15 protein-coding genes are annotated in these 13,064 nt (G+C 72.8%); 8 read left to right on the forward strand and 7 right to left on the reverse strand.

The features are described from left to right. Positions 1-7 precede the first annotated feature (7 nt). The gene (trpS, locus tag AB4Z14_RS14505) at positions 8-1,174 is read right to left on the reverse strand and encodes a tryptophan--tRNA ligase (protein WP_442275796.1); all 1,167 of its coding nucleotides are present in this window, start codon (positions 1,172-1,174) and stop codon (positions 8-10) included. Positions 1,175-1,410: 236 nt separating this feature from the next. On the opposite strand from trpS, the gene AB4Z14_RS14510 reads away from it, so the two are divergent. The 8 genes from AB4Z14_RS14510 to AB4Z14_RS14545 all read left to right on the forward strand — a co-directional run bounded on the left by AB4Z14_RS14510 (position 1,411) and on the right by AB4Z14_RS14545 (position 7,881). Further along, complete coding sequence (locus AB4Z14_RS14510) at positions 1,411-2,283, forward strand: Fic family protein (RefSeq protein ID WP_442275797.1); 873 nt, start codon at positions 1,411-1,413, stop codon at positions 2,281-2,283. A 692-nt stretch (positions 2,284-2,975) separates the two neighbouring features. Next, positions 2,976-3,764, forward strand: coding sequence for a hypothetical protein (locus AB4Z14_RS14515; RefSeq protein ID WP_442275798.1), 789 nt, complete (start codon positions 2,976-2,978; stop codon positions 3,762-3,764). Further along, positions 3,761-5,044 carry a TadA family conjugal transfer-associated ATPase gene (locus AB4Z14_RS14520; protein ID WP_442275799.1) on the forward strand — a complete coding sequence of 428 codons (1,284 nt, stop codon included), beginning with the start codon at positions 3,761-3,763 and terminating at the stop codon, positions 5,042-5,044. Before AB4Z14_RS14515 ends, AB4Z14_RS14520 begins: the two co-directional genes overlap by 4 nt. Next, positions 5,041-6,033 (forward strand): type II secretion system F family protein, encoded by a 993-nt coding sequence (locus tag AB4Z14_RS14525; protein ID WP_442275800.1) that lies wholly within the window; start codon positions 5,041-5,043, stop codon positions 6,031-6,033. The genes AB4Z14_RS14520 and AB4Z14_RS14525 overlap by 4 nt, the downstream gene beginning before the upstream one ends. Next, entirely contained in the window at positions 6,030-6,860 is an 831-nt protein-coding gene (locus AB4Z14_RS14530) for a type II secretion system F family protein (protein WP_442275801.1), read from the forward strand. Before AB4Z14_RS14525 ends, AB4Z14_RS14530 begins: the two co-directional genes overlap by 4 nt. A gap of 75 nt (positions 6,861-6,935) precedes the next feature. Beyond that, positions 6,936-7,139: a DUF4244 domain-containing protein gene (locus tag AB4Z14_RS14535; protein ID WP_442275802.1), complete on the forward strand. Its 204-nt coding sequence runs from the start codon at positions 6,936-6,938 to the stop codon at positions 7,137-7,139. Positions 7,140-7,180: 41 nt separating this feature from the next. Then, a complete protein-coding gene (locus tag AB4Z14_RS14540) occupies positions 7,181-7,504 on the forward strand; it encodes a TadE family type IV pilus minor pilin (protein WP_442275803.1) in 324 nt (107 codons plus the stop codon). Then, positions 7,501-7,881: an Rv3654c family TadE-like protein gene (locus tag AB4Z14_RS14545; protein WP_442275804.1), complete on the forward strand. Its 381-nt coding sequence runs from the start codon at positions 7,501-7,503 to the stop codon at positions 7,879-7,881. The genes AB4Z14_RS14540 and AB4Z14_RS14545 overlap by 4 nt, the downstream gene beginning before the upstream one ends. A gap of 81 nt (positions 7,882-7,962) precedes the next feature. Here AB4Z14_RS14545 and AB4Z14_RS14550 read toward each other — a convergent pair whose 3' ends face one another. The 6 genes from AB4Z14_RS14550 to AB4Z14_RS14575 all read right to left on the reverse strand — a co-directional run bounded on the left by AB4Z14_RS14550 (position 7,963) and on the right by AB4Z14_RS14575 (position 13,039). Next, a complete protein-coding gene (locus AB4Z14_RS14550) occupies positions 7,963-8,427 on the reverse strand; it encodes an RrF2 family transcriptional regulator (RefSeq protein WP_028785748.1) in 465 nt (154 codons plus the stop codon). Positions 8,428-8,806: 379 nt separating this feature from the next. After that, complete coding sequence (locus AB4Z14_RS14555) at positions 8,807-9,817, reverse strand: sulfate/molybdate ABC transporter ATP-binding protein (RefSeq protein WP_442275805.1); 1,011 nt, start codon at positions 9,815-9,817, stop codon at positions 8,807-8,809. Continuing rightward, positions 9,814-10,620 (reverse strand): sulfate ABC transporter permease subunit CysW, encoded by an 807-nt coding sequence (gene cysW, locus AB4Z14_RS14560; RefSeq protein ID WP_442275806.1) that lies wholly within the window; start codon positions 10,618-10,620, stop codon positions 9,814-9,816. The genes AB4Z14_RS14555 and cysW overlap by 4 nt, the downstream gene beginning before the upstream one ends. Further along, complete coding sequence (gene cysT, locus AB4Z14_RS14565) at positions 10,617-11,585, reverse strand: sulfate ABC transporter permease subunit CysT (protein WP_442275807.1); 969 nt, start codon at positions 11,583-11,585, stop codon at positions 10,617-10,619. Before cysT ends, cysW begins: the two co-directional genes overlap by 4 nt. Then, positions 11,582-12,619, reverse strand: coding sequence for a sulfate ABC transporter substrate-binding protein (locus AB4Z14_RS14570; protein ID WP_442275808.1), 1,038 nt, complete (start codon positions 12,617-12,619; stop codon positions 11,582-11,584). The genes cysT and AB4Z14_RS14570 overlap by 4 nt, the downstream gene beginning before the upstream one ends. Positions 12,620-12,820: 201 nt before the next feature. After that, entirely contained in the window at positions 12,821-13,039 is a 219-nt protein-coding gene (locus AB4Z14_RS14575; RefSeq protein WP_442275809.1) for a hypothetical protein, read from the reverse strand. Positions 13,040-13,064: the final 25 nt, after the last annotated feature.

Below are 13,064 nucleotides of genomic sequence, written 5' to 3' on the forward strand. Positions count from 1 at the left end.
GCGGGTCTCAGTAGCTCATCCCCATCACCGCCCGCACGGTCGCCAGCGTCCGCTCGGCCACCTCGTTGGCGCGCGCGTTCCCCTCGTGGAGCACCGAGGTGACGTATGCCGGGTCGCGGGCGAGGTCGGCCCGCCGCGCCCGGTGCCCGGCGAGGGACTCGTTGACCGCATCGGTGACGACGCGCTTGAGGGCTTGGGCGCCGCCGTCGCCGACCCGCTCGGCCACCGCGTCCGGTGCCTCGTCGAGGAACAGTCCCGCGATCGTCAGCAGGTTCGCCACGGCAGGACGGCCCTTGGGGTCGAACGTGATCCGTCGCTCCGAGTCGGTCCGCGCGGCCCGGACCCGGGCGGCCGTCTCGTCGGCGCTGTCGCGCAGGTTGATGACGTTGCCCTTGCTCTTGCTCATCTTCGTGCCGTCCGTCCCGAGCAGCAGTGGGACCTCGCTGAGCAGGGCCTCGGGCTCGGCGAAGACGCTGTGCCCCGCGGCATACCTCTGGTTGAAACGGCGCGCGATGGCTCGTGTCTGCTCGAGGTGCGGCAGCTGGTCCCGGCCGACCGGCACGATCCGGCTGTGGCAGAAGAGGATGTCGGCTGCCTGGTGCACCGGGTAGGTGAGCAGCAGGCCCGACAGTGGCCGTCCGTCGGACAGGGCGAGCTCGTCCTTGACCGTCGGGTTGCGGCGCAGCTCCGCGTCGGTGACGAGCGACAGGAACGGCAGCATGAGCTGGTTGAGGGCCGGCACCGCGCTGTGCGTGAAGATCGTCGTCCGAGCCGGGTCGAGGCCGGCGGCGAGGTAGTCGAGCACGAGCCCCTGGACGTTGGCACCGATCTCGCCGACCGAGTCGCGGTCGGTGATGACCTGGTAGTCGGCGATGACGACGAACGTCTCGACGCCCTTGTCCTGCAGCCTGACCCGGTTGCGCAGGCTGGCGAGGTAGTGGCCGATGTGAAGCGGACCGGTGGGACGGTCGCCGGTGAGCATCCGGAAACGTGCGGCGCCCTCGGTGCCGGTGCCGTCGACTCCGACGGCGTGCTCGTCGATGAGCGCGTCGAGGACGGCGCTGCGCTCCAGGGCCACGGCATACGTCGCCCTCTCGTCGGCGTCGCCGGGGGCAGGCGGTGTGGCGGAGCGGGTCGTGCTGCTGGTCGCGCTGTTGCTCGTGATGCTGGTCATGGTCTCTCCTGGTCGTGGTGGGTGCCCACGGGAGAGACCTCGCCACACGTCGTGGACATGCGAGGAGCCGCCCGTGGGCGGCTCCGGATCTCGGGTTGGTTCGACGGGCCGCCTCAGCTGGGCAGCCACCACGCGCGGGTCGGTGCGACGGTCGAACTCATGTCAGTGAGGGTACTCACGCCCCCGAGGGCTGTCGAACGTCCGGATGCCAGGTCGACCGCTCCTACGCTGGGGCGGTGCCTGATGCCCAGCCCTCCCGGACCCTGCTGCTCGACCAGCTGGCCGCGCTGACCGACCTGCCCGATGTGCGCGCCCGTGCCGACGCCGCCCGGGAGGCCTGCACGGCGCTCCGCTTCCACGAGGCCCTGCGTCGGCGCATCCCCGAGGCCTCCGCAGAGTCCCGGGTGCGCGGTGCGCAGGCGAGCGCGGCCCTCGACGGTGCCGACTTCCCCGTCGACGTCGTGCGCGAGCTGATGAGCGGCGCGCGCGACTGGCCCGACGACCTCGACCCCGGTCTGCGCACCCTCAAGGGCGCCGTCTCGGCCACGGCAGAGAGCGAGCGCGTCGTCGCGCTCGTGCGCGCCGCGCCCCTCCAGGCGCTGGCTCGGCTCCACGTCGCCGCCGCGTCGCCGGTCGTGAGCGGTGACGCCCTCGGCCGTCCGCGCATCGGTGACGAGGGATGCACCGAGCTCGTCGACCTCGGGCCGGCACCGCCACCGACCGTCGTCGCCGCACGCCTCGCCTCGCTCTCCGACGTCATCGTCGCCTCGGCCGGCAGCAACCGCGTCCCGGCGTCCGTGGTCGCCGCCCTCGTGCACGCAGAGATCGCCGCGATCCGCCCCTTCGTCCACGGCAACGGGCTCGTGGCCCGGGCCATGGAGCGCGCGCTCGTCCAGGCCCTCGGGCTCGATCCGACCGGAGTCGCCGTCCCCGAAGCCGGCCACGTGGCGAACGGTGGGCCGGCCTACCTCGGCGCGCTCACCGCATACGCCCAGGGTGGCGCCGCAGGCGTCGGCCTCTGGCTCGCCCAGGCGGGGGAGGCGATGGTCCGGGGCGCCGCGGAGGGGGAGCGGATCAGCGACGCGGTGCGGGCGGGACGACTCACCTGAGTCATCTGAGCCCTGGCTGACAGGCCGGGAGCGGCGATTCGTGCGGGATGTCCACGGGGGTGGACAGTTTCTTGCCGCGGCGGCGACGTGGGGGGTGTCGCCACGCCGACGGCGTGGAGTAGAACGGACTCAGGAACCACATCGCCGAGAGGCGTAGATCCGGATCCACGCAGAACAGATGTCTCGAGAAGAGGCCGAGTACCCACGCGAGAGCAGTTCCCTTGGAACAGTCCACCCCCGGGCGCACAACCGGGGCGACACTATCGAGAATGCACGCCTGGTAGCCCGGAGCTTCTCTGGAGGCCCTCCGACCGTTGGTCGGGGGGCCTCCGCCTTGTGTGGGAGGATCTGTCGGCGCCTTCGGAGTTGAACGTTTCTGTCGTGTCGTGACAAATCGCGAGAAATCACCGCGTGTCGTGACTTCTCGGTTTGCAATCCGAAGGACTAGCGTCCAGCATTGTTGGTGGTGCTCCCCTCATGGGTCGAGCACCGACGCGATCTGGCCCCTCCCCCCCGGTGCCAGTCTCGTGAGGTGGCCTTCGTCTTCCCCCGGACGAAGGCCACCACTATTTTCCGGGCCGGGTGCGTGCGGCTGGGTCGGCTTGTCCACATCCCCTCGGGCGCGGGGCCGGGTATCCACCGGCTTGCGTATGCCGCTGGGCCGGCTCCGTCCCGTGCGTGACGGTGGGCGCATGGGAAACGTCATCGCCTTCGTGCCGGCCTCTGGTGGGGTCGGGTCCTCGACCCTCGCGGCTGCGGTCGCCGTGCGCGCCGCCGCGGCCGGGCGCTCGGTCGTGGCCGTCGACCTCGACCGCGTCTCAGGGTCTCTCGACGTCGTCTTCGGCCTCGAGCAGGAGCCGGGGTGGCGCTGGCCGGAGCTGGCGGACGTGGCGGGCGTCGTGGACGGGCTCGGGCTCGCCGACGAGCTCCCGGTCTCGTGCGGGGTGCCCGTGCTCTCGGGGAGCGGCGGCTCCGGCTGGGTGGGTCCGCTCGACGACCCGGGCGACGGGTGGGCGCAGAGCCTGCCCGACGTCGTGGCCGGCCTGGCCGACGCGCACGACCTGACGGTTCTCGACCTGTCCCGAGACCCGTCCGTGCTGGCCCGCGTCGGGCTGCTCGTCGACGCGGTCGTCGTCGTGTCCGGCACCCAGGTGCCGCAGCTCGCGGCCACTGCCGCCGTCGTGTCCGGCGTGCGCGGCCTGCTCCGCCGTCTGCGTGACGCCGGGCGGGCGTGGGAGGCCCAGCCACTGCTGCCGATCGAGCCGTGGGTCGTCCTGCGCGGAGCCCGCATCGAGCCCGACCTCGAGGACCTCGTCATGGACGGCCTCGACGTGCCTCTCGTGGCCACGGTCGGCGACGACCGGCGCCTCGTCTCCGAGGTGGCCGAAGGACTGCCGCCGGGCGCTCGGGGACGCGGCGAGGTCGTGCGTGCCGCCGACGAGCTGCTGCTGCGGCTCACCGGCCAGGCGGTCGCCGCGTGAGCGTCCAGCCACGGCCCGGCGGCTCGCTCACGCCAGCGGTGTGGCAGCGCGTCCGCGACGGCATCGGGCCCGACGGCGCGGCGGTGGCCGAGGTGGCGACCCAGGAGCGTGGGGCGCTCGGAGCCCACCGTGTCGCCGAGACCCGGTCGGCGCTGGCCTCGCGGGTGCTCGGCGCCGGGCCGCTCGACCCCTGGCTCGCCGAGCCGGGCGTCACCGACATCGCCGTCAACGGCGACGGACGCATCTGGGTCGACCGTGGGCACGGCATGGAGTGGGTGGGCGAGCGGCTCGATGCCGACGACGCCCGAGGTCTTGCCGTCCGCCTGGCCGGCATCGCGGGGCGCCGCCTCGACGAGGCCAGTCCGTGGGTCGACGGGCAGCTCCCGTCCGGCGCTCGGCTCCACGCGATGCTGCCGCCGCTCGTCGACGGTGGCCCGCACATCACGATCCGGGTGCCGCCCGCGGATCCGGTGTCCCTGACCGAGCTCTGCGGTCGCGCGATGATGCCCCCGGAGTGGGAGCCCGTGCTGCGCGCCGTGGTCGCTCGGCGGCTCGCGTTCGTCGTCTCGGGCGGCACGGGAGCCGGCAAGACCACCCTTCTGGCGGCACTGCTCGGCTGCAGCGACCCGGTGGAGCGGTTGCTCGTCGTCGAGGACGTGCGCGAGCTGACGGTCGACCACCCTCACCTCGTCCGGCTCGAGGCCCGACCGGCCAACGTCGAAGGCGCCGGCGAGGTCACGTTGACGACGCTCGTGCGGCAGGCGCTGCGCATGCGCCCCGACCGGATCGTCGTCGGCGAGGTCCGTGGGGCCGAGGTGCGGGAGCTGCTGGCCGCGCTCAACACCGGCCACGAGGGCGGGTGCGGCACGGTCCACGCCAACGCCCCGGCCGACGTCGTGGCCCGGTTCGAGGCGCTCGGTGCCCTGGCGGGCCTGGGGCCCGATGCGATCCGGGCCCAGCTGGCGGCTGCCATCGACGTCGTCGTGCACGTGATGCGCGACCGCGGAGGGCGGCGTGTCGCCTCGGTGGCGGCGCTCTTCCGTCGCGACGGCAACCCCTGCATCGTGCCCGCGCTCGAGTGGGACGGACCCGGTCACGAGCCCCGGTGCGGTCCGGCGTGGCCGGCGCTCTCCGGCCGGCTCGGGCTGGAGGCGGAGCCCGTTCGCCCGACCGTGAGGACGCCCCCGGCTCTGACCTCGACCCCGCCGCCGGACCCGGTCTCGCGGCCCACGGTCCCGGCCGCGCCACCGATCCCGGCCTCGGCCGCGGAGGCGTCGTGAACGCCGGTGCCGTCGGGGCGCTGGCCGCGCTCCTGCTCGGTCTGGCCGTGCTCCTGTGGCCGAGCGGGGTGTCCGCTCGGGCGACCGCGGTCGACCTCTGGGGAGGTGAGTCTCCAGGAGGTGAGGCGGGCGCTGGGCTCTCCGGGGGCTTGGCCGGCGGGCCCGGTGGTGGGCCCGGGCGGCACGCCGCACTCGGCTCGGCAGCCGACGGGTTCGCAGCCGGCCATGGTGGAGCAAGCCTGTGGCAGCAGGACCCGGTCGACCTCTACCGGCGCTGGCGACTTCGCCGACGGCCGGGAGCGCTCGTCGACGACGTCCTCGACCTGCTGCGCGGCATCGGTCCGGCTCTCGGGGCGGGCCTGACGCCGAGCCGCGCCATCGAGCTCGCGGCCACCTCGACGCTCGGTGCCGAGCGGGTCCAGCTGGCCCGACAGGCCCAGGCTCGACAGGACCAACGATCCCGCGCGCGCAGCAGCCGGCACGCGGCCTCCCTCTCGGCTCCCCGCCGACCGTGGTCGTCCGGCGGCACCGCACGCGGCGATGACCGGCCGGCCGCCGACATCGACCGGCTCGTCGGCAGCCTTCTCGACGCGAGCCACCGCGCCGAGCCGACCTCGCCGGTCTGGGCCGAATGGGCGGCCCGCAGCGCATCCGCTGAGCTGGCACTCGTCGCGGCTGCCTGGCGCCTGTCCGAGACCACCGGCGCCCCGCTCGCCTCCGCGGTCGACCGCGCGGTGGGTGGGCTCCTCGACGCTCGCACCCGTCGGGGCAAGGTCGCGGTCGCCGTGGCCGGGCCCCGGGCCACGGTCACCGTCCTGACCCTCCTGCCGCTGACGGGCCCGCTCTTCGGGCTGGCCTGCGGCATCGACCCGGCGACGCTCTACCTCGGGTCTCCGATCGCGACGGTGTCCGTCGTGGCGGGGGTTCTTCTCGTCTGGGTCGGGCGGGTCTGGTGCTCCCGAATGGTCCGTCGGGCGGTGCGGCCATGAGCGCACTCGTCGTTGCTCCTGCCGCCGATCCTGGCGTCGTCGAGGCGATCGCCGAAGCCGTGGCCCTCGCCGACGTGGTCCTCGGCGGGCGTCTTCTCGGAGTCATGGCAGCCGGCCTCGCTGCCGGTGCGGTCCTCGTCCTGCTCGGCGGTCGCGGTCACCCGGTCGTCGGCGCGGGCCACGAGACGCCGAGCATCGCCGTCGGGTCGAGTCCGACAGACCCGACCCGCTCGACGGATCCGACCGGTTCGACCAAGGCAACCCGCCCGACCGCTTCGACCCACCCGACCGGTTCGACCTACGGCATGGGCTCTACGGACCGCTCCCCAGCTGCGAACCGCGGTGGCGCAGTGCCGGCCCCGTCCGGCAGCACGAAGGACGACGGGAGGCGGGCCACCGACGCCGAGGTGTCCTCTGCCCTCGCTCTGCTCGCCCTGGCGTACCGGTCGGGCCTGCCCACGTGGGACGTGCTCGAGGCGGTGGCCACCGGGCTGAGCGGGCGCGCGTCCACGGACCTGCGGCAGGTCGCGGCTGCCCTGAGGTGGGGAGCGACCGAGGCCGATGCCTGGGCCTCCGTCGGCCCCACGTGGTCGCCGGCTGCACGCGCGGTGGCCATCGCCCACCAGGCGGGCGTGCCGCCCGGAGCGATGTTGCTCGCCGCCTCGGACGACCTGCACTCCGCTGAGCTCGAACGCCTCGAGGTCTCGGCGGCCAAGGTCGGCGTCCGCCTCGTCGCCCCGCTCGGTCTCGTGCTGCTCCCGGCGTTCTGCCTGACCACGGTGGCGCCGCTCGTCATCGCCCTCGCGGGTGACCTGCTCGCTGCCTGACGTGGCACCCGAGCATCCCTCCACCAGGGGACACAGCGTCCCGGGCACCTTGCCCGGGCGAGGAGAGGAGAACCCATGACCCATCAGCTGATTCGACGGCTCACGCGTCGCCGGATGACCTCCGGACGCCGCGACCGCGGGATGACGACGGCGGAGTACGCCGTCGGCATCATGGCGGCCTGCACCTTCGCGCTCGTGCTGCTCGGAGTCGTCAAGTCCGACGCGGTGCGCGGAGCCCTGGCCGGCATCGTCCAGAGCGCCCTGGGGATCGCGGGGTGAGGTCGCGTCGCCCTCGACCCGCACCGGGTCGGGAGCGCGGGATGGTGACGGCGGAGCTCGCCGTCGCCATCCCGTCGGTCGTGCTCCTGCTCGGCATCTGTCTCGTCGCGGTCAACGCAGCCGTCGACCAGATCCGGTGCGTCGACGCTGCCCGGGTCGCCGCACGAGCGGCGGCCCGTGGCGACGACCCGGCGCGGGTCCGTGACCTCGCCGTCGAGACGGCGCCCACGGGCGCTCGCGTGCAGGTCTCCGGCGTCGGTGGGGGAGTCCGGGTCGTCGTCTCGGCCCGCACCGGCGGCTGGGGGCTGCTGCCCGGCTGGGAGCTCAGCGCCTCAGCCGTGACACCCGTCGAGTCGCCGTCATGACGACCGTGCCGATCGGGCGGGTCGGGCCGACACGTCCCCAGGGCGAGCGTGGCGCGGCGAGCGTCCTCGCGCTGTCGGTCGTGGCCGTGGTGCTGGTCCTCACCATGGGCGGTCTCGTGGTGGCGTCCGTGGTGGTCGCCAGCCACCGGGCTCGGGTGGCCGCCGACCTCGGCTCCCTGGCCGCCGCATCGGCGATCCAGGACGGTGCGGACGCGGCTCAGGCGTGTGCGGTGGCGCACCAGGTGGTTCGCGCTAACGGTGCAGCGACACAGTCGTGTTCGTCGATGGGGGCAGACGTCGAGCTGCGCGTCACTGTCCGGGCGCGACTGTGGCCCGCGCCTGCCACGGCCCGCGCACGTGCAGGCCCCCAACGCTGACGGCTGGGGGCTGACGTCCGGCACGATGACGGCGGAGCACTGACTGCCGAACAGTGACGGCAGAGCGCTGACGGTCGGACGTCAGCGGTTCTGCCAGGCGTCGGGGGCGGTGAGCAGCTGACGCACCCGGTCCGGCAGGTCGCCGGTGCGGAGGTCCTCGAGGGAGGTGTCGTCGAGCACCTCGCGCAGGCTCGCACGGACGGCCACCCAGAGGCTCGGCAGGTGGGTGGCGACACCTTGGTACTCCGTCTCGTGCGGTCGCAGTCCGCGCACCTCGGCGAGCGGACCGTCGACGGCGCGGAAGATGTCGCCGACGCTGATCTCCCCACGCGGCCGCCCGAGCACGTAGCCGCCGCGGGCACCGCGACGGCTCAGGACGAGGTTGCCGCGGCGCAGGTCGGCGAAGATCGCCTCGAGGAACTTGCGCGGCAGCTCCTGCCGGGTCGAGAGGCTGTCGATGCTGATCGGGCCCGAGCCCTCCGCGTCCGACTCGGCGAGGATGAGCATCGCGCGGACCGCGTAGTCGACTCGTGCCGAGATGTCCACCCATGCAGTCTGCCGCACCCGCGGTGACCTCCGTGCCAATCGGGCCCACCGGCGAGGTGGCGCCGGTGTCCGGGACCGCGGCGGGACGACAAGAAGTGGGGACGTGACCACTCGATGGGTCGCGAAGCATCGGGGTGTGACGACGGGGCCGCTCGACGGTGCGGGTGTGACGACGGGGCCACTCGACGGGTGGCGACGCACCGGGTGTGACTGAGGCGGCGAGGTGTCGTCCCCTCGCCGCCTCAGTTCACTCGGTGACCCGAGCTGCCCGCCCGCGTCGCTCGGCGACGAGAGGGGCTTCACGGCATACGTTATGCCGTCGTCCGCGCCCGTGCGAGATCTGTCCCACGTTGGTCCAGCGGAGCTGGACGGTCGGTCGTCAGATGGCGAGGGCTGGGTCGTGGTCGACGACGCTCGAGCGCCCGACGGCGCGCGCGTGGATCGTCTCCCCCGCCCGCAGCTGCAGCTCGGCGGCGTCGCGCCGGGTGATCTGCGCGGCGAACCGCTCGCCCGAGTCGGCCCGCAGGTCGACCCTGACCTCGAAGCCGAGGGGCACGACCCGCTCGACGACGGCGTCGATGACCCCGGGGGAGTCGGGCACCTTGGCGTCGAGGACGAGCGCCGTCGCGCGGTCGCGCTCGAGCGCGATGTCGTGCGGTCGCACGAGCTGCCCGCCGAGGTGCGCGACCGAGCCGAGGAAGCCCATGACGAAGTCGTTGGCGGGGCGCTCGTAGAGCGTGACGGGGTCGCCGACCTGCTCGATGCGTCCCTTGTTGAGCACGGCGATCCGGTCGGCGACGTCGAGCGCCTCCTCCTGGTCGTGCGTCACGAGCACCGTCGTCACGTGCACCTCGTCGTGCAGCCGGCGCAGCCACTGGCGCAGGTCGGTGCGCACCTTCGCGTCGAGGGCGCCGAAGGGCTCGTCGAGCAGCAGCACCTGCGGGTCCACTGCGAGAGCCCGGGCGAGCGCCATCCGCTGGCGCTGACCGCCGGAGAGCTGCGCCGGATAGCGGTGCTGGAAGCCGTCGAGCCCGACGATCTCGAGCAGCTCGTCGACCTTCTTGGCCGTCTCGGCCTTGGGGCGCTTGCGGATCGTCAGTCCGAAGGCGACGTTGTCGCGGACGGTCATGTGCTTGAACGCGGCGTAGTGCTGGAAGACGAAGCCGATCCCGCGCCGCTGCGGCGGCTCGTCCGTGACGTCGCGGCCCTCGATCGTCACGGTGCCGGAGTCGAGCTCCTCGAGGCCGGCGATCGCGCGCAGCAGGGTCGACTTGCCGGAGCCGCTCGGTCCGAGCAGCGCGGTGAGCGAGCCGCTCGGGATGTCGAGGCTCACGTCGTCGAGCGCGGTGAACGAGCCGTAGTCCTTGCGGGCGCTGGTGACGGTGATCATCGGTCGCTCCTCTTGCGGTCGAGCAGGGTCATGAGCAGCAGCACGACGAGCGCGATGCCCATGAGCAGGGTGGCGGCGGCATACGCGCCGTAGGTGTTGTGGTCGTCGATGTAGCGGGAGTGCACGAGGAGCGTCAGGGTCTGCGAGACCCCGGGGAAGCCGGAGCTCACCATGATGACCGCGCCGAACTCGCCGAGGGCCCGCGCGACCGTCAGCACGACGCCGTAGGTCAGGCCCCACCGGATCGCCGGGAGGGTGATGCGCCAGAACGTCTGCCACCCGTTGGCCCCGAGCGTCGAGGCGGCCTGCTCCTGCTCCTGGCCGATCTCGTGGAGCACCGGCTCCACCTCGCGCACGACGAACGGCAGTGTCACGAAGATCGTCGCGAGCACCATGCCCGGGATGCCGAAGATGACCTGGAAGCCGGCCCGGTCGAGCGCACCGAACCACCCGCCCGCGCCCCACAGCATGATGAGCGAGACGCCGACGACGATCGGTGACACCGCGAACGGCAGGTCCACCACGGCCTGCAGCAGCCCTCGTCCGCGGAAGCGTCCGCGCACGAGCGTGAGGGCGGTCGCGACGCCGAAGACGACGTTGACCGGGACGGTGATCGCCACGATGAGCAGCGACAGGTTGAGCGCCGACTTCGCTGCCGGTGTCGAGATCGAGGCGATGAACTCCGAGAGCCCCGGCTCGAAGGTGCGCCAGAGGATGACGCCGATCGGCACGGCGAGCAGCACGAAGAGGTAGCCGAGCGCGACGACGCGCAGCGACAGACGGGTGCCCCGGGAGACCCTCATGCGTCACGCTCCTCGCGCCGCTGGCTGCGGCTCGACACGACGCGCAGCAGCAGCAGCGTGACGAAGGCGATGGCGAGCAGCGCGACCGAGACCGCGGCCGCGTTGAGCGGTCGGTCGATCTCGATCTGCTGCTGGATGTACTGCGAGGCCACCTGGGTCTCGCGGGGGATGTTGCCGCCGATGAGCACGACCGAGCCGTACTCGCCGATCGCGCGGGCGAAGGCGAGTCCGGTGCCGCTGAGGATCGCTGGAGCGAGGGTCGGCAGCACGATGCGGCGGAACGTCGTCCAGGTCGTGGCTCCGAGCGAGGCCGCAGCCTCCTCGACCTCGCGGTCGGCCTCGATGAGGACGGGCTGCACCGAGCGGATGACGAACGGCAAGGTGACGAAGAGCAGCGCGACGACGAGCCCCCAGCGCGTCGCGTTGAGCTCGACACCGATGGGGCTGTTGGGCCCGTAGAGGGAGAGCAGCACGATGCTGGCGACGATCGTCGGCAGCGCGAACGGCAGGTCGATGACGGCGTTGACGAACCGCTTGCCGCGGAACTCGTCGCGCACGAGCACCCACGCGACGAGCGTGCCGAGCACGGCGTTGATGAGCGCCACGACGGCCGACACGAGCACGGTCACCCAGAGGGACGCGAGCGCGGCGGGCGCGGTGACCGCCTCCCAGAACCCGGCCAGGCCCTCGTCGAACGCCGCGACGGTCAGCGCCGCGAGCGGCAGCAGGACGATGACGCTGAGCCACAGCGTGACGATGCCGATGCCGAGCGGTCGGCGCAACCCCCTCAGGCCCTTGCCGTGGCGTGTGCGTCGCGCCGCGCCACCGGAACCCGCACCGTGGGGCGCGTCGTCGCCCCGAGGACGTATGCCGTCCGGCGCGGTCGCGCCCGGACGCGGCGGCAGGGGCGCCGCGTCCGTCTCCGGATGCGGGCCCCTGCGCTGCTGGTCGGTGTCAGACGTCACTGGGTCGCCTGGTCGTAGATCTTGGCGATGTCACCGACGTCCTTCTTGAAGAGCGTGCTGTCGACGGTCTTCCAGCCACCGAGGTCGGCGATGGTCCAGAGCTTCGTCGGCGCGGGGAACTTCGAGGCGTACTCCTGGGCGACGCTCGGGTCGACGGGACGGAAGCCGGCCTCGGCGAGGAGCTTCTGCGCCTCCGGCGTGTAGAGGTAGTCGTTGAACGCCGTGGCCGTGGCGAGGTTCTTGCTGCCCTTGAGCACGGCGGCGGGGTTCTCGATCTTGAACGTCGTGGGCGGGGTCACGTGCTCGACGGGGTCGCCGTTCTTCTCGATGAAGAGGGCCTCGTTCTCGTAGCTGAGGAGCACGTCGCCGCTGCCCTGCAGGAACGTCTCGGTGGCCTCGCGACCCGACTTCGGCTGGACCTTCACGTGGTCCTTGACGAGCGCCGAGACGTACGCGAGGCCGGCAGCCTTGTCGACGCCGCCGTTGCTCTTGGCGGCGTACGGGGCGAGGAGGTTCCACTTGGCCGAGCCGGACGAGAACGGGTTGGGCGTGACGACCTCGAGGCCGGGCTTGAGCAGGTCGTCCCAGTCCTTGATGCCCTTGGGGTTGCCCTTGCGCACGACGATCGTCACGACGGAGCCGAAGGGAATTCCCTTGTGCTCGTTGGCATTCCAGTTCGGGTCCACAAGCCCGGCATCCACGAGGCGCGTGATGTCGGGCTCGACCGAGAAGTTGACGAAGTCCGCCTCGGCGCCGGCAGCGACCTTGCGACTCTGGTCACCCGAGGCGCCGTAGCTCTGCTGGAACTGCACGCCCTGGCCGGCCTTCGTCTTCTGGAAGGCCGGGATGACGACGTCGAAGCCCACCTTCGGGACGGCATACGCGTAGAGGTTGATGGTGCTCGTCGCGGCGCCGTCGGCGGCGGCGGTGCCAGGCCCCGCGGCGGTGTCGCTGGCCCCGCCACCGGCACACGCGGTCAGACCGAGGGTCGCGGTGACGGCGATGGCGGCGAGGGCGATCGAGGGGCGGCGCATGTCGGGCTCCTGAGGGGTGCGGTCCGGATCGAGGTCGCGCCGCGGGGTGCGGCGGGCCGGGTCGGTCGGCAGTCGACGGGCGGCTGCTTTCCTATCCGTTGCATGGGAGTTTCGAATAGCGATGCGTTACTGGTCAAATAACTCGGGATTATGTCTCAGAGTGTGGTCCGGCCCCGCGGTCCGGTCCGACGGACGCCGGACTCAGTCGCCTCGAGACAGGGAGCGCACGCGCAGCACCGGCCCCACCATCGACACCGTGGCGAAGTCGGTGGCGGCGTCCCCGCTCACCGTCACCCGGGTGCCCGGCTCGGCGTCGATCGCCCACCCGGGCGGGAGCAGCAGCTCCCACGTCGTCCCGTCGTCGGCGTCCAGCACGAGAGGCTGCATCTCGACCTCGACCCGGCGCAGCGTCCCACGCACGACGACCGAGGGGGCAGGCCGGCCG

This window comes from Terrabacter sp. 2TAF16, from assembly GCF_052115065.1.
Taxonomy (GTDB): Bacteria; Actinomycetota; Actinomycetes; order Actinomycetales; family Dermatophilaceae; genus Terrabacter.